18 protein-coding genes and 1 pseudogene are annotated in these 19,605 nt (G+C 45.0%); 4 read left to right on the plus strand and 15 right to left on the minus strand.

Annotated elements, in window-relative coordinates; genetic code table 11:
- Window positions 1-7: 7 nt before the first annotated feature.
- Both IJ22_RS08225 and IJ22_RS08230 read right to left on the minus strand, forming a co-directional pair.
- Entirely contained in the window at window positions 8-454 is a 447-nt protein-coding gene (locus tag IJ22_RS08225; RefSeq protein ID WP_062408399.1) for a tripartite tricarboxylate transporter TctB family protein, read from the minus strand.
- Window positions 455-551: 97 nt separating this feature from the next.
- Window positions 552-1,589, minus strand: coding sequence for a tripartite tricarboxylate transporter substrate binding protein (locus IJ22_RS08230; protein WP_062408400.1), 1,038 nt, complete (start codon window positions 1,587-1,589; stop codon window positions 552-554).
- A gap of 356 nt (window positions 1,590-1,945) precedes the next feature.
- Here IJ22_RS08230 and IJ22_RS08235 point away from each other — a divergent pair, with 356 nt between their 5' ends.
- The 4 genes from IJ22_RS08235 to uraA all read left to right on the plus strand — a co-directional run bounded on the left by IJ22_RS08235 (window position 1,946) and on the right by uraA (window position 7,018).
- Entirely contained in the window at window positions 1,946-3,430 is a 1,485-nt protein-coding gene (locus IJ22_RS08235) for a spore germination protein (protein ID WP_062408401.1), read from the plus strand.
- Between the two features lie 4 nt (window positions 3,431-3,434).
- Window positions 3,435-4,550: a GerAB/ArcD/ProY family transporter gene (locus IJ22_RS08240; protein WP_145862510.1), complete on the plus strand. Its 1,116-nt coding sequence runs from the start codon at window positions 3,435-3,437 to the stop codon at window positions 4,548-4,550.
- Between the two features lie 2 nt (window positions 4,551-4,552).
- The gene (locus IJ22_RS08245; RefSeq protein ID WP_062408402.1) at window positions 4,553-5,626 is read left to right on the plus strand and encodes a Ger(x)C family spore germination protein; all 1,074 of its coding nucleotides are present in this window, start codon (window positions 4,553-4,555) and stop codon (window positions 5,624-5,626) included.
- A gap of 111 nt (window positions 5,627-5,737) precedes the next feature.
- On the plus strand, window positions 5,738-7,018 hold the full coding sequence (gene uraA, locus IJ22_RS08250) for a uracil permease (protein ID WP_062408403.1): 1,281 nt from the start codon (window positions 5,738-5,740) through the stop codon (window positions 7,016-7,018).
- 69 nt (window positions 7,019-7,087) lie between these two features.
- Here the strand turns inward: uraA and IJ22_RS08255 are convergent, their stop codons facing one another.
- The 13 genes and pseudogenes from IJ22_RS08255 to IJ22_RS08310 form a co-directional block, all read right to left on the minus strand.
- Window positions 7,088-7,483, minus strand: coding sequence for a hypothetical protein (locus IJ22_RS08255; protein WP_062408404.1), 396 nt, complete (start codon window positions 7,481-7,483; stop codon window positions 7,088-7,090).
- Window positions 7,484-7,779: 296 nt separating this feature from the next.
- Entirely contained in the window at window positions 7,780-8,505 is a 726-nt protein-coding gene (locus IJ22_RS08260) for a response regulator (RefSeq protein WP_082660742.1), read from the minus strand.
- Window positions 8,506-8,511: 6 nt separating this feature from the next.
- Window positions 8,512-10,137, minus strand: a complete 1,626-nt coding sequence (locus tag IJ22_RS08265) for an ATP-binding protein (RefSeq protein WP_062408405.1) — start codon at window positions 10,135-10,137, stop codon at window positions 8,512-8,514.
- Between the two features lie 121 nt (window positions 10,138-10,258).
- Window positions 10,259-11,785, minus strand: coding sequence for a tripartite tricarboxylate transporter permease (locus IJ22_RS08270; RefSeq protein WP_062408406.1), 1,527 nt, complete (start codon window positions 11,783-11,785; stop codon window positions 10,259-10,261).
- A 31-nt stretch (window positions 11,786-11,816) separates the two neighbouring features.
- Complete coding sequence (locus IJ22_RS08275; protein ID WP_054818408.1) at window positions 11,817-12,281, minus strand: tripartite tricarboxylate transporter TctB family protein; 465 nt, start codon at window positions 12,279-12,281, stop codon at window positions 11,817-11,819.
- Between the two features lie 98 nt (window positions 12,282-12,379).
- Window positions 12,380-13,429 carry a tripartite tricarboxylate transporter substrate binding protein gene (locus tag IJ22_RS08280; RefSeq protein ID WP_062410921.1) on the minus strand — a complete coding sequence of 350 codons (1,050 nt, stop codon included), beginning with the start codon at window positions 13,427-13,429 and terminating at the stop codon, window positions 12,380-12,382.
- Window positions 13,430-13,619: 190 nt separating this feature from the next.
- Entirely contained in the window at window positions 13,620-15,011 is a 1,392-nt protein-coding gene (locus IJ22_RS08285) for an MATE family efflux transporter (protein ID WP_062408407.1), read from the minus strand.
- A gap of 165 nt (window positions 15,012-15,176) precedes the next feature.
- Window positions 15,177-16,424 (minus strand): annotated as a pseudogene (locus IJ22_RS08290) (flotillin family protein); the annotation flags it as partial.
- Window positions 16,425-16,428: 4 nt separating this feature from the next.
- Entirely contained in the window at window positions 16,429-18,015 is a 1,587-nt protein-coding gene (locus tag IJ22_RS08295; protein ID WP_062408408.1) for a recombinase family protein, read from the minus strand.
- A gap of 103 nt (window positions 18,016-18,118) precedes the next feature.
- The gene (locus IJ22_RS26990) at window positions 18,119-18,247 is read right to left on the minus strand and encodes a hypothetical protein (RefSeq protein WP_256380590.1); all 129 of its coding nucleotides are present in this window, start codon (window positions 18,245-18,247) and stop codon (window positions 18,119-18,121) included.
- Window positions 18,248-18,408: 161 nt separating this feature from the next.
- On the minus strand, window positions 18,409-18,939 hold the full coding sequence (locus IJ22_RS08300) for a crossover junction endodeoxyribonuclease RuvC (protein ID WP_062408409.1): 531 nt from the start codon (window positions 18,937-18,939) through the stop codon (window positions 18,409-18,411).
- A 152-nt stretch (window positions 18,940-19,091) separates the two neighbouring features.
- Complete coding sequence (locus tag IJ22_RS08305) at window positions 19,092-19,289, minus strand: hypothetical protein (RefSeq protein ID WP_062408410.1); 198 nt, start codon at window positions 19,287-19,289, stop codon at window positions 19,092-19,094.
- A 3-nt stretch (window positions 19,290-19,292) separates the two neighbouring features.
- A complete protein-coding gene (locus tag IJ22_RS08310; RefSeq protein ID WP_062408411.1) occupies window positions 19,293-19,583 on the minus strand; it encodes a hypothetical protein in 291 nt (96 codons plus the stop codon).
- Between the last annotated feature and the right edge of the window lie 22 nt (window positions 19,584-19,605).

Consider the following 19,605-nt stretch of genomic DNA (forward strand, 5'->3'; position numbering starts at 1 on the left):
CCCTTCTTTATATATTGAATATTCCCGTCGGGAATGGCATTCCGAGCCAAAAAATGAAAAGGAAATAAAAAATCGTAGTTAAAATCGTTGCGTAAATCGCCGATTTGGCCAAACTGAAAAAACCAAGCACTTTAAACAAACCGATAGAAACCAATAAAGTACTGATCACATAGCCCAAATATTGAATGGCAAACCAATAAGCGAACAATAAACCTAAGGCGAGAAGCATGCTTTTCATGATCACACGGTCCGGAAATTCTACCTTAAAGCTTTCACCCTTTACAAAGAAAACCAACAGCAGACCTAACAAGATTAATGCGCCGCCAACAATCCCCGGCATCGTATGATCCCCGACGAATGTATCCATTCGTGCCGGAAACAAGCGAATCGCTTCCGACATTGCGATGCTCCCGAATATAATGCTGATGATGCCCCCAACACGATCAGACAGCATGTACTCTCCCCCTTCTGTTTGGATTTGACCCGTTACCTTGCAATCTCCTCCTTCTGTCGGTTTACCAACAAAAGGAGGAGATTGTTTTTCCTATCGATTACTTGATGAGTCCCTTATCTTTTACAATTTTCGTGAAGAGTTCCGTTTCTTCTTTTACGTATTTTTCATAATCAGCAGCATTCAAATATGCGCCTTGAACGCTCATCGACTTCAGCTTTTCCTGGAACGCAGGGTCCTGCTGCATTTTTTCAATGGTGGTTTCCCATTTCTTCACAACATAATCCGGAACGCCTTTCGGCATAGCAACCCCTACCCAGAACGATGCGGTGATTCCCTTTATCCCTTTTTCCTCCATAGTCGGAGCATCCGGGAAGAATTCGCTGCGTTTATCCGAGGCGATAGCCAGTATTTTCAGCTTGCCTGCCTTAACCAGATTATTGACTTCACTTACCCCTTGAACGCCAAGGGTGATGTGCCCGCCGGCAACCTTGGGAAGCGCATCGCCGGCGCCATTGGTGACGATCAGCTTAGCTTTGGAAAAATCTCCGCCGATGCTATCCAGCCACTGGATGACGCCGAAGGTTGCGATGGCCGTAGGACCATTGCTTGCAAAGGTAAGCTTGTCCGGATTTTTCTTGACCCAGTCATTCAGCTCTTCAATTGTGTTCCAGGGAGCGTCGGCCTTCACGACAAAAGCCAGCGGGTCATTGGTCGTTTTCGCAATAAACTGATAATCATCAATTGTGAACGGCAAGTTCGGAACACCTGCCAATAATCCCGTTACAGCGGAAACGCTCTGAGTCACTACGGAATATCCGTCCTTCGATCCTTGCTTCAAAACCGCTTGAGTGCCTGTTGCACCACCTGCACCCGGTTTGTTAACGACAATCACCGGCTGGCCCCATTCCTTGCTCAAATAATCACTCATGGCTCTTGCGAAAATATCCGTTCCTCCGCCAGCCGCAAAGGGTACGGTGATTTCAATTTGCTTCGTTGGGTATTTCGGTTCTTCTTTAACAGGTGCAGCAGCACCACCGCCCGAAGGGCCTTTCGAGGCTGGGGCCGAGCCGCACCCGGCTACAGCTACCGCCAATAAAGCCGTTGCCAGAATACCGCCAAACGATTTTTTCTTCACATGGAATTCCCCCTATACATTTTATAAAGAAAATCGCTTACAGTAAGCGTTTTCAGTTATAGACTCATCATAGTGGGATTAAAGAAAGAATACAATCTTTCGACCATATTGGTTCTTTTGGTCATTTTGGTCTTTGTGTCCTATTTGTTCAAAAACCGGTTCTCATTGGATTCTTTTCGAAATAACGACTTTCCATTTATAAAAAAATTAACGTTGGAAAATGAAAGGATTGCTCTATTCATTGATGCGTAATTTTTGCTTTGGATGAAATGAAGTCCAACGGTTCATAATAAATCCGGTAAATGAAATAATCTTCACATAAATGGATAGACAATAAATTTTTTAGGTGAGATGCTATGTTCAAATTTTGGAAAAGGGCTGCGGGCAGAAACGTTCATGAGCAACCTGACGATCTTCAGGAAACGGTTCTAACCATCGATGCCTTAAGACAAATGCTGGCTAACATGTATGATGCTGAATTCATTGAACGGCAAACAACCCGAGACCAGAAGGTAGATATTGTATACATAAGAACGTTGATCGACCAAGGGCGTTTGAATGAAGCCATTATCGAACCGATCTATCGTTGTTCCCAGGAGACAGTCTATGATTGTATTGCAGACATCAATGCGTCGGCTGTAGGTATGTTACTCGAGGCGCATAATCTGCTTTTACAAGGTTTCGTCCTTGTACATGATTCATCCATTAATCAATGGTGGTCTGTTCCTCTTCAGAATCCGTTAAGTCGAGCTATAGAGCCTTCGGAGACGGAAACCATTATCTATGGTCCAAAAGATAGCTTCAGCGAACAAATAGAGCAAAATATCACCATGCTTCGCAGACGCATGCCCATAGCAAAACTAAAGACAGAGATGTTTTCCATAGGTTATCTAAGTAAAACAAAGATCGTTATGATCTATGTTGAAGGTTTGACCAATCCTGAATTTATTTCCACTACAAGAAGTAAATTATCCAATATCGATTTTGATTTGATCCTTGAGTCATCCAACGTGACCGCTTTCATGGATGATCATACGCACAGCGTCTTTCCGCAGTATATGCAAACCGACAGGCCGGATGCATGCGTTTATTCTTTAGGGCTTGGCAAATTGATTATCCTGGTAGACAATACACCGTTTGCGATTATCGCGCCCATTACTTTTTTTCATCTTTTTCAATCCCCCGAGGATTATATCAACCGCTGGATGGTGGCCAGCTTTTTTCGGTGCATCCGATATTTGAGCTTTTTTCTAGCCATCACATTGATCCCGCTCTATGTGGCGTTATCTACCCATCATTATCAGATGCTGCCGCTGCAAATTCTTTTCGTTCTGCTGGAGTCCAGAAGTAAATTGCCGTTTACCCCCTTTTGGGAATCGTTTCTGATGCTGATCACCCTGGAGATCATCAAAGAGGCCAGCTTGCGGATGCCGACGAAATCGGGTCAGACCTTGGGAGTCATTGGAGGTATCGTGATAGGACAAGCCGCAGTACAAGCGGGATTCGCCAGTAAAGTGTTAATCGTGTTAGTCGGGATTTCGTCGATTGCTTCTTTTTTGGTTCCCAATTATCTGATGACCAAATCAAACACGCTCATCCAGTTTATTTTACTTGTGCTTTCAGCTTTTCTCGGGATTTTTGGAATAGCGATAGGGTTCATCGCATTACTTATCCATCTGAATGGGCTTACTTCACTTAAACAACCTTACTTTTCACCTGTAGCTCCATTTCACGCGGGAGAATGGATGGATCTTTTTATTCGAGGGCCCTTGCCATATATGAAAACCCGTCCTGATTCGTTGAAGCCTTTGGATAAACGGCGATATTGGCGGAGGAGATGATCATTTGAGAGAATTTTCCATATTTGAAAAATCGTCCGCCAATGGCGGTATATATGCCATGCTTATCGTAAACCGGTTGCAGCTGCTTTACTTTGCTTTAATGCTTCCCATGTATTTGATTCATTCCTATATGATTTGGGGGATCATTGTCATGGGGATATTATCACAAATCAATCTGACCCTTCTTTCCAAATGGTTCTCCTCGGATACGTCTCCAAAGGATTATCACGGCTTTGTTCAGCTTTTTGGCGAACGGACGGTTCGTATGTTTGCTTTGGTCGGCTGGGTTCTCATTCTAGTCAAAATTACGGTGATCACACTGAGTTATGTGGAAGTGATCCATTATTTCGTTTTCCCCTCTATGAACATATATTGGTTGATATTATTTGCTTTTTCCATTAGCTGCTATTTAGCCGTTACGGGAATGGAAAAAGTAATACGATTTGTTGTGATCACTTTTCTAGCTTCATTTTGGATCATTTTATTTTTTGTTCCTTTTTTCATACCGCCGGTTGCTTCGCTTTACGATCTATATCCCCTCATACCGACAAACTGGTCCATGGACTCCTGGAAAGGCTTGTTGTTCATATGGTCGGCTTTGTCAGGTCCCGAATACTTGGTTTGTTTGCTTCCATGGCTGGACAAAGGCCCTAAGCTGTTTAGATATGTATTCGCCGCGAATGCGCTTTCCGTTCTGGAATATGTCATTATATTTGCAGCCGCTTTATTTTTTTATGGCTCCAATTATTTGAGCAAAAGTGAGTTTCCGGTAGTGAATATGATCCGTTATCTGGAATCCCCTGTGTTTGAGCGGATCGATATGATTTTGATTTCCTTTAACCTCTTTCATTTCGTATTCGTCGCTGCCATCTTTATTCTCTTTTTTTACGGAGCTACCCGAATCATGCTCGGGAAGCAGGATAAGCCGCCTACCCGAACGGGCTTTTATGCTAGTTGTATGTTCATTTGTCTATGTTTGCTCATCGCCAATGTGTCATTCTGGCAGGAAGGAATCGAGCATAGCATCGGACTCATCCTGGAGGTATGCTTGAGTGCATTATCCTACTTACTGGTTCCGGCCATCCTTGTGGTTGCCGGCAAATTAAAGGGGCGTGTCTAAGTATGATTTGGATCAAGAGGTGTTTGCTAATAGCCCTTTTGTTCACAACGGGATGTTCACCGTTTGTAGAGAACAATACGATTGAAGAAATAGCCCCTGTGGTTTTTTGGTCTTTCAATGAAGGTGAAGAAGGAATGCTAAAAATCAGTACATTGGTTCCTCCGTTAATCAATGAAAAAAAGCGTCTGCTGAGTAAGCAGGTGAAACTGCTCAAGCAAGGGGGAAAGGAATTTAATTTAATTTATTATCGGGAGTTTAAATCCGGTCAGCTTCGGATGGTATTAATCAATAAAAATCTTGCCAAAAAAGGAACCCTCACCCTTATAGATACATTGTTAAACGATCCCGATATTTCTCAACGCCTTTATGTGGCCGTAGTAGAGGGAAGTTTTGAAGACTACATCAAGGGCCAGATAAGCAAGCAAGCCCACCTTGATTTTTTTCTTTATCGCATGTTCAAGCATTACGAGAATAGGCATCAAGGTGAAATGAGCATCGTGAATTTACATGAATTCAAAAATCGACTGTACTCTCCCTACACGGATCCTTTCCTGCCTGTATTCAAGGTTGGTAAAGACAATTTCATATATAAAGGAACAGCTTTTTTTCAAGAGGACAAACTTGTAGGAAGCATCGACAAGCTAAATGATCAAATTTTTCAATTGATCAGCAACGATTATTACCTCAAAAACCTTTCTATACCCGATTTAGCTGTAAGTATAGGTCAGGTTCGCTCCAAAACACAAATTCATTTTAATAAGGATTTCTCGGCCATGTCCATCCAGGTGAATCTGCAAGGAAGAATCGAAGAATACCGCGGGGACAAAAATATGTCTATAACGGAAGACTATTTGAGCCTTAATGAAGAGATAGAGACTTTTTTGGAAAAGCATACGATCATGTTTCTGAATAAATTACAAAAATGGAATGTTGACCCTATAGGGGTGGGGAAACTTACCCTTCGTCCCTTTTCCCGGCCTATAAGCAATAAAGAATGGTCTTCTTATTGGCCCAGAATGAAGATTAACGTCGAATATCGGATCGATTTTCAACCCATAAAGAGAATGAACCGCTAATTACAGCCTTGGAGTGCCAAGGTGCAAAAAAAGGATGGCATTTTGGCCGAAATTTGATAAGATAGTTGAGGTGTTTGTACATTAACCTGGACCGTCAAGGAGTGTATTGTTTTGAAGCAACCTAAACAAATCGGGGTTCATGAGCGCCTTCCGCTGCTGCAGAGCTTGCCGCTCAGTCTCCAGCATTTATTCGCCATGTTCGGCGCAACCGTGCTTGTCCCCTTCCTGTTTGAAGTGGACCCGGCCACGATACTGCTGATGAACGGAATCGGAACATTGCTGTATCTTTGGCTTTGCAAAGGGAAAATACCGGCCTATCTCGGCTCCAGTTTTGCCTATTTGTCTCCTGTATTTGCTGTTTTGTCAGCGGGGCTGCCTTATGAAGCGGCTCTTGGAGGATTTATTGCATCCGGGATTATTTTCACCTTGGTTGCTTTATTGATCAGCAGAGTGGGAACCCGCTGGTTGGACATCGTTTTTCCGCCTGCAGCCATGGGTGCCATCGTCACCGTTATCGGACTGGAGCTGGTACCGGTAGCTGCCGAAATGGCAGGCTTCATCAAACCGGCTGATGTTGCGGAATGGTCGCCTGATCCTAAAGCGATCATCGTCTCTTCCTTCACATTGCTCATTACGATTGTAGGCTCCGTTGTATTCCGGGGCTTTCTGAAGATCATTCCGATTCTTGTTGGCATTATCTGCGGCTACATTCTCGCTTGGTTTATGGGCTTTGTTCAATTTGGAGCAGTTGCGGAAGCGGATATCGTTGCAGCGCCGCACTTTTATTTCCCGCAGTTTAACCTCTCGGCCATCATCATTATTGCACCGGCCGCGCTTGTCGTTATAGCAGAGCATATTGGGCATCTGATTGTGACCGGCAACATCGTCGGAAAAGACTTATCGAAAGACCCGGGACTGGATCGTTCCTTGCTCGGCAACGGGATTTCGACGATCCTCTCCGGCTTCGTCGGCTCCACACCGAATACGACATACGGCGAGAATATCGGCGTTTTGGCCATATCCCGCGTATACTCTACTTGGGTAATTGGAGGAGCTGCGGTCATTGCCATTATTCTTTCGTTTTTCGGCAAGCTCACCGAAATCATCCGTACCATCCCCGTTCCGGTCATGGGCGGCGTATCTCTCCTCTTGTTCGGCGTCATCGCGGCCTCCGGAGTTCGAATGCTGGTCGAAACCAAAGTGGATTACTCCAAAGCCAGCAATCTGATTTTGACGAGCATTGTCCTTGTGATCGGAATCAGCGGAGCCACCCTGACGATCGGCAGTTTTTCGCTCAAAGGGATGGCGCTCGCGACTGTCCTGGCCATTCTGATCAGCCTCTTCTTTAAACTGCTGGAAAAGCTGAAGCTGATGAACGAATCAAGCGAATAAATTCCGAATAAAGAAAATACCCTGCAGCGGCAGCCATGCCTTTGCAGGGTATTTGGTATTTAAACCATATTACGAGATGGGTTCCAATCCGCCGTACTTGGATATGGCTATCACCAAATCGTGCAGAATGGGCAGAATAAATTGGGACGAGCCCAGCTTGAAGATGCCGCTGCGGTTATGCAGCACCGCTTCTCTTACATACACCCGGTAATGCTGCATGCCTGACTGAGTATTTACGGTCTCGCTTCCGACAGACTTGCTGGTGCTTAGCCGAACCGGACGGGAGCCCGCAGGGAGTTCAAACGGAGTGATGCTGATGATATCCTCCAGCATAATATGGTAATTCGCATGAGGCTTTTGAAAAATCAATTCCTTGGTGGATACCGTTAGACCGAAATCGCGCTTCTTGTGGGATAGCTTCAGGTCGCCCTCGAGCGCCTTGATCTTAATAAAGTTTTCGTTCATCGTTCCTTCCTCCTCGTATTTCTGCTGCGGAATCGCCTGAACGTATGAATAAGATACTGGATAATGCCATGAAACTAGCATACCACAAAACGGGATGTTAGTACTAACCCCTGTGGACAGTTCCTTTCGGCAAAACGGGCGAACGGCTCGTTTTGCCGAAACGACTAGATCCCGACGTGCGCATTCTACGGCTGGTGCTGCGCGACATCAATGAACGGGACCGATCTCTTCAACCGGCATACAATTGCTTTCCATTTTGACGAAAAAATACTTATTGTCATAAATGATTAATGTAATTAATTTATAGACTTTCGATAGACTCGCTCCGGTCGCCCGACGTCTCCGTAGGACAGGTCCGCTCTCAGCTTATTTTCGACAACCAAATGCTCAAGATATCGACGGGCGGTGGACCTGCTTACGCCAACCAGTTTTGCCGTTTGTTCAGCGGTTAAAGGTGCGTCGGCCTCGGCTATCGCTCCGATGATTTTATCCAGCGTAAGCTTGTCGATCCCTTTCGGAAGGGAAACGCCGACCACCTGTGCTTCTTTTTTCCCCGGGCCTTGAAGCAGGCGATCGATCTCGTCCTGACTGATATGGGCGTTTTTCCGCCGAAGCTGACGGATCGTATGGTAAAAGGTCTGGTAACGCAGCAGGGTTTCCCGCATCCGGTTAAACAGAACAGGCTTCATGATATAATCAAAAACGCCCCCACGGATCGCTTCCCGAACGGCATCTACTTCCTTGGCCGCGGTGATCATAATCACATCCGTTTGTCTGAATTCTTGTCCGATCATCCGGAGAATCTCGAGTCCGTTTGTTTCGGGAAAATAAATATCGAGCAGCACCAGATCCGGCTCCAATACCTGCAGCATTTCTACCACCTGCGTCTCATCGGTAGCCATTCCGATGACGGAGAATCCCTCGATCTTCTCGACAAAGCGCCGGTTGATTTCCGCAATGCGTTCATCGTCCTCAATAATCAGGACTTGAATCGGAAACCGTCCCTCCATCTCATTCTCCATCCAAAATCACTCCTTCGTAACGAAAGCTGTGCCTGCGGGGACTGCATTGGGGTTCCGTTTAGGAATAACGACGAAAAAAATCGTTCCGTGATCTGCGGACGGCTCATGCTGTATCGTTCCTCCAAGCCTTTGCACAGCGTGCTTCACCAAGGAAAGTCCAATGCCCCTGTGCTCGCCCTCTTTGCTGGATACTCCCCTCTCAAATATGCTGTCGGACCAATGCGGCGGGATTCCCGGCCCGTTATCTTCACATTCGATCATTAAATCATCACCCAGATCACTCAAAAATAGGGTGATTTTTTTCTCATCGTCGATCGAATGCTCAAGATGAGCTTCCATGGCATTGTCCGCCAGATTCCCGATGATGGTTACCAGCAGATCCTTGTCAATCCATCCGGGTACATCCCTGAAAGAACTCTCCCGGTCGATTTCAAATTGAATTTTCAACTCTTGCGCCCGGTTATATTTGCCGATGAGAAGTCCGCCAATGACCGGGTCGGGAATTTCACGCATGATGAACTGAATCAGGTTTTGATGGACGTCGGATTCTCTTGAGATCATCTCAACGGCCTCTTGATACGATTCGAGCTGAATCAAACCCGAGATGACATAAAGCTTATTGGAATATTCGTGCGTTTGCGCCCTCAGTCCTTCTGCAAATCGTTTGACCTGAGATAGCTCTTCAGCCAAACGAAACAATTCGGACTTATTCCGGAAGCTGGCCACAGCACCTATGACCTCCTGTTTCCGGTTGAAGACAGGAACTCTGTTGACTACAACCTCTTGTCCGTTGATCAGCATCATTTCGTCAAAATGGGATTGCCCCGTCCGGATGACCTCCAGCAGCCGGGTGGTCGGTACGACGTCCTGAATCGGTTTTCCCAGCAATTCTGCATCGTCCTTCAGACCAAGGATGTGCAGTGTCTGCTGGTTGGCCATGGTGATCCGCCCGCTGCTGTCTATCGCCAGCAGCGCCTCGCGGATCGATTCGAGTATCGCTTTCTTCTCCATATAAAGAGCGCCGATTTCTTCCGGCTCCAATCCGTGAATGGAACGGCGGACCCCTCTGGCGATCATCACCGCCCCAATTAGCGCAACCAGCAACGCGCCAAGAGCGATGATAAAAATCTGTCGCTGGTAGACGTCATCCCATTGATTAATATCATCGATCATAAAACCGATAGAAACGATGCCGATCACATCTCCATTGTCGGAGTGAATCGGTACTTTGCCCCGCAGCGAAGGGCCAAGCGAGCCTTCGGCTTCAGAAATGATCGACATCCCCTGCAGCACCGGCCCGTTATCTCCCCCGACCATTTCCTTGCCGATCCGGTCGGGGTACGGATGGGAATAGCGTATTCCATCTCGGTTGCCGATGACGATGAATTCAGCCCCTGTTTTGGAGCGAATGTCCTCCGCTATCGGCTGAATGACGGATGACGGATCCGGCAAGTCGAAAGCATATCTGATTTCCGGAATCGAGGCCACCGATTCGGCTACCTTTAAGGCTCTTGTGCCGATTTGATCCTTCAACAAGGAAGTCACCATATATTCAATAACGACGCTTAAAAGAACAAGCACCGTGAACAGCAGCGAACAGATGAGTACGATGAGCTTGGTTTGCAGCCTCACTTTCGTTTCGTTCTCCCTCCGCAGATCATAATATTATTAGCATACAATATTCAGCCGATGAACGAAACAAATCCCCTCACTGATGTTAAAGTCAGTGAAGGGACGGAAAAGCGGAATACGATTATCCTTCTTCGTTGACAAGCACTTTTTTGCCGCGCATCTTGAGCAGCAGAGGAATCGTAATCCAAAGAAGCGCAAGCAGAAGGAATACCAGAGAAAGCGGCTTCTGCAGGAAAATCATAAAATCGCCATTGGAGCCCGTAAGCGCCCGCCGCATATTGTTCTCGATCATTGGACCAAGAACGAGACCCAGCACCAGCGGTGCCAACGGGAAGTCATTGCGGGACAGGCAATAACCGGCTAGTCCGCATCCGACCAAGAGCATCAAATCAAATACCGACGCTTGTACGGCATAGACACCGAACACCGAAATCGCGACGATGCCCGGAATCAAATACTTCGGCGGCGTTTCGATAATTTTTGCGAACACTCTAACCAGCGGCATGTTTAAAATAAGCAGCATGAGATTACCGATAAACATACTTGCGATCAGGCCCCAAGCCACTCCGGGATGCTCTTCAAACAGCAGAGGACCCGGCTGAACATTGTACATGATTAATGCGCCCATCAGAATGGCCGTCGTTCCGGACCCCGGAATGCCCAGCGTCAGCAGCGGAATCATTGCGCCTCCGGCAGCTGCGTTATTTGCCGTTTCCGGTGCAGCTACGCCTTCAATGGCGCCTTTGCCGAATTTCTCGGGATGTTTGCTTACCTTTTTCTCCATAATATAAGAGAAAAAGGATGCCAGTGTTGCACCTGCGCCCGGCAATATGCCGATGAAAAAACCGAGCAGCGATGAACGGACCATGGGCATCGCACTGTCTTTCATGTCCTGTTTCGTCGGCAGGATACGGTTGATTTTGGCAAGAGTGCCATCGTTGGACTCCCGTTCCAAAATCGTCTTGAACACTTCTCCCAGTGCGAAAAGCCCTACAGCCACGGTCAGAAATTCCAGACCTTGATATAACACCGGAAGTTCGAACGTAAAACGTGCCACACCGGATACATTGTCTATACCGATGGTTGCGAGCAATAGTCCGAGAATCGTCATGATCATTGCCTTGGTCATCGATTTTCCGGCTAAACCGCTAACTGCACATAAGCCAAGGATCATTAATGAGAAATATTCGGCAGGCCCGAATCGAATCGCAACCGCAGACAGCGGTTGTGCCAGGAAGATCAGACCGATCAATGCGAACATCCCTGCTACGAACGAACCGATCGCCGCGATGGCTAATGCGGCTCCGGCCCGGCCTTGTTTGGCCATTTGGTAACCGTCGATGGCGGTTACGACAGATGATGACTCCCCTGGCGTATTCAGCAGTATCGAAGTCGTCGATCCTCCGTACATCGCGCCGTAATATACGCCCGCCAAAAGGATGATCGAGCTTACTGCCGCTTCATCCGGAGGCATGCCTCCTGTAATCGACGAAGTGATAGGGATCAGCAGCGCTACGCCGCTCATCGGTCCGATGCCGGGCAGAACCCCTACCGATGTGCCGATAAGAACGCCAAAGAAAGCGAAGAGCAGATTGTGCCATGCAAAAGCAGTGATAAAGCCGTCCATTAAATATTGCATTGTGCTCATAATGTTTCCCTCCTAAGGTGCCGCTCTCCTGTTATAGTCCCAGCCAAGCAGGGAATCCCGGCAGCGTACCCTGAAGCACGACGACGAATAAATAATAAACCCCGCCTGAGCAAAGCGCTGATACAATGATGGCCGAAATCCACCGGTCGCGCTTCATTGTTTGGAACCCGATGAGTAAAAATAAGAATGTACTGATGACGTACCCGATATGTTCCATAGAAAGACCGTATAAAATCGTTGCAGATAATATAATACCGAAACGCTTATAGTCAAGCTTAGGCTTTGAAGAACGATCTTGGGCAGCCGGATATTTGACGGCTTCATAAATCAATCTTGCACTAAGCAGCATTAGAATAATGCCTAAAATTAACGGAAAAATAGATGGCCCGACGTTGCTTCCGTAGGCGCTGGAAGATATGGAGCGGCTGCCCAAGGCAAACGCCGCGCCAATCGCTAAAAATACAATGCCTGCCGAGCGGTCAAACGTTTTGTTCATAGGTGTTTTCCTCCCCGCACCATCCAAAAGATCGAAGAAGAGAGCAGCCGTTGATCCAGGCTGTCTCATTCTTCTTATCGATGAATTTCTTTTCTTATTTATTTCGCCATATCCAATGCGGTCAGCATCTCTTTAATAAGCGACTCCTGCTGATCCAGGAAGGCCTTAAAATCGCTGGAGTTTTTGTAGTCTTTTTCCCAGGTATTCGCTTGAAGCTCTTTATTCCAGGCTTCCGAATCGTTCAGTTCTTTCAGCTTTGCGTCCCAGTACGCAAGGGCATCCGGGCTCATCTCTTTCGGTCCGAAAATACCGCGCCAGATATTGAACTCCGCATCGATTCCCTGTTCTTTAAGCGTCGGAACATCTTTCAGAAGACCGCCCAGGCGTTCGGGAGAAGCAATGGCCAACACCCGGATTTTCCCGGCCTTCAGATATTCGCCTACACTAGAAGCATCGGTAGCGATGACGTCGGCGTTTTTACCCAGCAGCGCCGTCATGGCTTCTCCGCCTCCATCATAAGACACATATTTCACTTGTTTCGGATCGATACCGGATTTAAATGCGGGCAGTACGGCAACCAAATGATCCATGGATCCCGGTGCGGAACCGCCGGCAATCGTCACCTTCGCCGGATCGGCCTTTAACGCATCTATAACAGATTTCATATCCTGAAATTTGGAGTCGGCCGACACCACAATAGCTCCGTAGTCCTTCGTCAATTGAGCAAGCGGTGTAGTATCTTTATAGCCGAATGCGCTGTTGCCTTCCTTCTTCAAGTTGTTGATCAGGATCGGAGGAGAGCTGACGAACAGCTTGTAATTGTTTTTTACATCTTTGGTGGCATATTCCGCCATGAATACCGTTCCGCCGCCTCCCGGTTTGTTCTCCACCGTCATCGATTGGCCGATCATTTTGTTTTCGCCAAGCACTTTGACTATGGATCTCGCCGTCTTGTCCCAACCGCCGCCTGCGCCGGAAGGAGCCACCACGATGATCGGCTTTTCCGGATATTTCGATGCCGAGGGGGTTTTGGAACTGCCTTCACTTGCTTGCGGCGTGCCCGAGCCGCTTCCGCATGCAGTCAAGCTAACGGCCATTACGCCAGCCAGTACCATTTTCCAGGAAAGACGAGACAGTGTTTTTAACATCATTTTTGAGGACCTCCCTGATATTCTTTTTCGATATGATAGCGCTTTCCATATTGCTTTGTCATTGTAGCATCAAGCGTTTTCATTCGTATAGCTTATGATCATAAGTTGAATAAACCCCATTTAGACCATTTCGTTCATTATGTTCACGATAAAAAATCCTCCTGCGTTATACGCAAGAGGATGCTTATTATTCTATGGCCTTCTTCTTATCCAGCATGCTGGCGCTCTTCCAGTTTCCCCAAATATAGTAGCCTGCTGACAGCAGAATCCCTGCGAAAAATCCGATCGGAAAGCTCCACCACAGCGCATCCAATCCGTACTGTCGGCCAAGATAATAGGCCAGCGGGACGCGGATACACCACAGCGCCAGGAATGTCGTAATCAACGGAATCATCACCGCCCCTGTTGAACGGACGACACCTGAAAGGACGAAGGTAATCCCGAACAGAATAAAAGCCCACAGTGTGATATGATTAATATTCATCCCTATAGCTATCGCAGCCTCGTCCTGAAGGAACAGCTGCAGCGCTTGCCGGTTGAATACATAAATGAGCGCCACCAGCATCCCCGTCATCATAAAATTAAGCAGTATCCCCAATAACGTCGTCTTGTGCACCCGATCCCACTTGCCGGCACCGATATTTTGCGCGGCGAAAGTGGATACCGCACTACCGATAGCCATAGCGGGCATTTGGATATAGGTAGACAGCTGCATGGCGGCGCCAAACGCCGCCGTAGCCACAGAACCGAAGCTGTTGACCAGATTGACAATGGCAATGGCGCTGGTGGAAACGAACATCAACTGAAGACCCATGGGAACTCCCTTCTTCACCAGTGATCCAAGGATTTGGCTGTCGAACCGCAAGTAATGCCGATCGGCCCCGGTCAACCGCAGAAAATGCTTTTTGCGGTACAGATAAAAGAGCAATCCGCACAAGCTGACGAATTGAGCAATGACCGTGGCGGTCGCTGCGCCTGCTGTCTCCATGCGGGGTATGGGACCTAACCCGAAAATAAAAAGCGGATTGAGCACGATATCCAGGAATACGGCAAGAAGTAAAAAATAGAATGGCGTTTTCGCATCCCCCGCCCCGCGTAATATCATCATGATGAAATTAAAGAAAAACATGAACGGGATACCGATAAAAATGATACGCAGGTAACCCAAGGCATAGGTCATCGCATCAACGGGAGTTTGCATCCACTCCAAAATCGAGGCGCTAAGTCCTACTCCTGCCATGGTGATCAGCAGAGCCATAGACAAAAAAAACAAGGCGCTGGTACCGACCACGCGTTTGGCCTGCACCTCATCACGGGCCCCTACGCTCTGTCCGATGAGAATGGTTGAGGCCATTCCGACGCCAAAGACTAAGCTCAAGAGGAAAAACATGATGTTGTTGGCGTTAGATGCAGCGGCAAAGGCGCTTTCGCCCAAAAATTTGCCAACCCAAATGGCATTGATCGTTCCGTTCAATGATTGAAGCACGTTTCCCATCAGCACCGGCATCGCGAACAACAGCAGGCTTTTGCCGATCGGACCTTCCGTCAAATTGGCTTCTACGGGCATCGCCTTAGACATGCTCTACCCCCTCCAAAGATAAAAAAGCTTCCGCCCGAAACCGTTTCGGCGAAGCTGCATTCGTATATGTTATGAAAGGAAGGCAGCTGTAATAGCTGCCTTTAAGCGTTTCATCTTGATATGATACTGTTAATATATAGTAAAAAGTAATGCGCGTAAATCCGGCTATGGTTGTGGTTTCGAATCCGGTACGGAGGCTGGAACGTCTTGGATGGCAGGAACGTTGGATTCCGTACGCTTCGTTAAGTGTTTGACCAAATTCTCCAAATCAATACCGCTTACGTTCTTCAGCATCTCCGGAGCGGTGGCCATCAGCTGCGTGACGTAGTTGCTGACGCGCGCCGCACCTTCGCCATTGCCTGTATCGACGACGGTGAGCTTGTCGATGGACTTCAACGGCTCCGCCACTTTTCCGGCAAGCTCCGGCAGCATCTTCACGATGATATCGAGTACGGCGGCTTCACCGAATTTCTCAAATGCCTGAGCAAGCTTCTCCTTCGCTTCCGCCTCGGCCAAACCGCGGAGCCGGATGACTTCCGCCTCAGCCGTACCTTTGGCCCGTTCGGCATCCGCCACAGCCAAACCTTCGAGCCGCTTCTGCTCAGCCATCGCCCGCGCTTCGGCTTCGATGCGGTATTGTCTCGCATCCGCTTCCGCCATTTGCTTGGCCTTTTCAGCTTCCGCAGCCTGAATCACTGCATAACGATCGGCATCCGCTTTTTTCTTCACTTCCGCATCATATTGCTTCTCGCGGCGCAAAATTTCTTTGCCTTCAAGATCAATTTCGCGTTCTTTACGAACAAGCTCGACTCGCATCTGCTCCTCGACAACGCTTTGTCTGGCGCGGGCTTCCTGAATATGGTAGGCTTGATCCGCTTCCGCGCGTGCCGTATCCTGCTCCTTTTTAAATGAAGCCACCTTCAGCTCTTTTTCCTTTGAAGCTTCGGCAATGTTCGTATCTCGCAGCAGCTCCGCTTTCTGCCCTTCTTCCTCGGCACGCGCCTTTTGAATCCTGGCATCCCGCAGGGCTTCCGCTTCGGCAATTTCCGCATCGCGTTTGACCGCGGCGATTCTGGGCTTCCCGAGCGCATCGAGATAACCGTGCTTATCCCGTAAATCCTTAATGGTAAAGGAAACGATCTGGAGGCCCATTTTTTTCAAATCCTTGGCTGCTACGCTTTGAACCTCCTGCGCGAATTTGTCGCGGTTGCGGTACACTTCTTCAACCGTCATCGAGCCCAGAATGGCCCGCAGGTGCCCTTCCAGCACTTCCTGCGCTTCCACCTTCAACGCTTCCGTCGGCTTGCCCAAGAACTGCTCCGCCGCTGTTGCCACATCTTCGACGGATCCGCCGATTTTGATAATGGCAACGCCGTCGGCCATGACCGGAACGCCCATACTAACAGTGTAGATACTTTTAATAACTAAAATTAAACTGCAAATGCTTTATAATCCCATCTTCAATTATAATAAAATCAATCAGTTTTAAAATAGTATATCTCTTTTCCTCAAGTGATTTATTACGATAATCAGCAATTTCATCTAATCGATTACGAAAACTTTTTAATAATAATTCTTTATCAATGTTATTTTGAGATTTTAATTTTATTTCTTCCAGTCTGCTTGTAAGCCTATCTAGATCGTCTGAGTATCGCTTGTTAAACAATTCAAACTGATTATCATTAATCTTTCCTTCCATGTTTTTTTCCAGAAGCTTGTCCATTTTTTTAGCTACTTGTTCAATTTCCTTTTCAATTCTTTTCATTTCCTTATCGTCTGAAACACTCCCATCATCAATATGTTTTATGGAATCATTAAATATTTGATCAAATTGTTCTTTATTATTTCGTAACTCATCGAGTTTGTTAAAGATCGTTTCTTCCAAATCTTCTGCTCTAACGTGATGAGAATCACAGTACTGGCTCCCATATCGGATATAGTTCATACAATAGTAATTATTTCTTGTGACTACCTTGCCATCACTGTTTTTTTTACCACGTTTAAAAGTCATACCATGTCCACACTTCCCGCATTTTGCCACACCAGCAAACAAGGATACATTATTTCTTATACCTTTTCTTGCGGCCTTAACACCCATTATCTCCTGTGCCTTAGAAAAAGTATCTTCACCTATAATGGGATCGTGAGCGTTCTTTACAGTAATCCATTTATCTTTATCATTAAAATCATTGCCAATATAAATATCTTCTGTTGTTTTGCCAATTGCTTCTGGATTTTTATACGGCCTTTCTTTTTTGCTTCGCTTATTATATACAACGCTCCCAATGTAGACTTCATTCTTTAAAATAAAGCCAATAGTATATTCATTCCACCTTTTAGATTTAGGCGAAGGATACTGTATTTTATCTTGGTTGTTACCATTAAGATAATGGGCAATTGATTTCATACCCATTCCTTCTATATACAATTTAAATATCAATCTAATAATATCTGCTTGAGAATCTTTAATTTGTAGTTTTTTTGTTTCGGGTACATATTCATATCCATAAGGAACGCTGCTTGGTTGATTCCATTCTCCTGCATAGGCTTTTTCAATTTGAGTATATTTAACCCTGTCTGCAAGTTTTTTGGACTCCATTTCTGCAAACATTAAATACATAGTCAATCTAGACAAATCTAATTTACCTGTTCCCGTCCTATTTTCAGGAGCAAATGAATCAAAATGTTCCTCTACAGTAACAACTCTGATTCCACTTTGATCTAGACGTTCGATTAATTCTAATCCTTTTGAAGTTTTGCGGTATAGACGACTAATTCCCTTCATGATTACACATTGGTAATTTCCATTGATGGCGTCTTTTATTAATTCCTTTACTTCTGGTCTACTATTATCATCAGTACCAGTTGCTGAGTCAGTTTTAACATCAACTATAACCAATCCCAATTCTTTTGCTTTTCTTTTGCATATTTTAATCTGATTTTCAATCGTCTCTTTCTGACCAACCTTTAAAGTTGATTTTCTTGTATATATAGCTGTTTTCATATTGTATCACCTCAAAATAAAAAAATGCTATCATAAGTATATATAATGACAGCATTTATTTCAATGATATTGTAAGTATATATAAGTCCATTTCAGTGTAAACTCATTTTCTTTTTATTAACTCAATAAACTCTTTTTTTATGTATTCATAATAATTAAATTTACCAGCATATGTGATTTTTTCTATAGTCAAGAGTTTAGGTTTTTTATCGTCAATTATCTTACTTTCCATTGTAATCACCTCTTGCAAATAACTATGCACCTCCAAGATTGTCTTATAATTATATCTGCATCTCTATGTATAGAAATTGAAAAATGAACAGAAAAGTGGTTGTTGAAAAATTAATTTTAATAAAATTTTCATTCTCCTTACGAAATTATTTCTTTATTATTCTATGTTTCTTTTTTACTCTTCATCTTTCTCTTTGGTTTCAACATTTCCTTATACTTCTTTTTATCCCATTCCAACAATTTGTTTTTGATAAGATATGTGAGTGCTACTGCAAAGGAATCAGATTCATCTTCATTATTGAAAACAATATCTGGATATGCTACTTGAATGATGTCTTGCACAAACTTTTTTGTGGCATCTCCACGTACAATTGCTTCTTTAACCTGCTTTGGTGGGTAATAGTTTTGTTCATAATCTCGCATTAGGTAATTAACTAATCCGTGCGCTCTATAGATTACCTGTGTAGAAGTGTTAAATCTTGAGAATCCTCTTTCAATTGCTACCACTTTTGGTTCATATGTATTCTTTAACTCTTCAACAACCGATGCAATTGTATAGAGCCTCATGCCATGTGTATGTTTTTCATTAGTTTTAACGGATGTTATATGTATTGGTTTTAAAGTTCTTAAGTCAAAAATTGTGATACCTGTCTGTTCCATTGAAATATCAAAACCATATAGATGGTTACTCAAATAATCACTCCTCTATTTATTATTTCTATAAACTTGAATTTGATTTTGTAGTTCACGAACCGAATTTACTAATCCTTTATTTTCGTTTTCTAACTCATAAATTCTTAGTAACAGTGTTTTAATTGTTTTATATATACAATTTTTCATATGCTTTACTCCTCATCATTTTCAGCGATCATTTCTTTTGTTTCAGTGATTGCAATTAAACAATTAATATTCCTACAACACACGAGACCGTAGTGCTCTAATATCTCATCCCCGATATATAGAGTTTTTCTACAGTTTTCGTTAGCACATGTTGAAAATTCCTCTGGTGATTCTCCTTCATCTCTGTACTCAAATCTATCCAAAACTTAAATCACCTCCTTTGCTTCATAATGTTGTTCAAATGTATGTATTGCACTATTAATCATCAATTTATTATGTGTTTGATTTGGATTATCAATTCTTTTTTCGCTAACTTTTATGTATTTTGCTTTTTTAAATTTTAATAATCTTTCAACCACTTCTTTTGACTGATTCCTAAAAACATAAAAACTCCAATCTCCATCTTTTGATAGCCATTTTGCATATACTCTTTTATGTTTTGTGTATTTACTTGGTTTGATCTTCTTCTTATTTCTTTTAGTTTTTTTATTTTTCATGTTGTGTCATTCCCCTTATGTA

This window comes from Paenibacillus naphthalenovorans, assembly GCF_001465255.1.
Classification (GTDB): domain Bacteria; phylum Bacillota; class Bacilli; order Paenibacillales; family NBRC-103111; genus Paenibacillus_G; species Paenibacillus_G naphthalenovorans.

Coding starts and splice junctions, on each gene's coding strand:
- IJ22_RS08225 (WP_062408399.1), bottom strand. CDS start 454: ATGCTGTCTGATCGTGTTGGGGGCATCATCAGCATTATATTCGGGAGC.
- IJ22_RS26990 (WP_256380590.1), bottom strand. CDS start 18,247: ATGGAAAGTAAGATAATTGACGATAAAAAACCTAAACTCTTGACTATA.
- IJ22_RS08295 (WP_062408408.1), bottom strand. CDS start 18,015: ATGAAAACAGCTATATATACAAGAAAATCAACTTTAAAGGTTGGTCAG.
- IJ22_RS08280 (WP_062410921.1), bottom strand. CDS start 13,429: ATGTTAAAAACACTGTCTCGTCTTTCCTGGAAAATGGTACTGGCTGGC.
- IJ22_RS08255 (WP_062408404.1), bottom strand. CDS start 7,483: ATGAACGAAAACTTTATTAAGATCAAGGCGCTCGAGGGCGACCTGAAG.
- IJ22_RS08260 (WP_082660742.1), bottom strand. CDS start 8,505: ATGGAGAATGAGATGGAGGGACGGTTTCCGATTCAAGTCCTGATTATT.
- IJ22_RS08245 (WP_062408402.1), top strand. CDS start 4,553: ATGATTTGGATCAAGAGGTGTTTGCTAATAGCCCTTTTGTTCACAACG.
- IJ22_RS08235 (WP_062408401.1), top strand. CDS start 1,946: ATGTTCAAATTTTGGAAAAGGGCTGCGGGCAGAAACGTTCATGAGCAA.
- IJ22_RS08275 (WP_054818408.1), bottom strand. CDS start 12,281: ATGAACAAAACGTTTGACCGCTCGGCAGGCATTGTATTTTTAGCGATT.
- IJ22_RS08270 (WP_062408406.1), bottom strand. CDS start 11,785: ATGAGCACAATGCAATATTTAATGGACGGCTTTATCACTGCTTTTGCA.
- IJ22_RS08310 (WP_062408411.1), bottom strand. CDS start 19,583: ATGAAAAATAAAAAAACTAAAAGAAATAAGAAGAAGATCAAACCAAGT.
- IJ22_RS08285 (WP_062408407.1), bottom strand. CDS start 15,011: ATGTCTAAGGCGATGCCCGTAGAAGCCAATTTGACGGAAGGTCCGATC.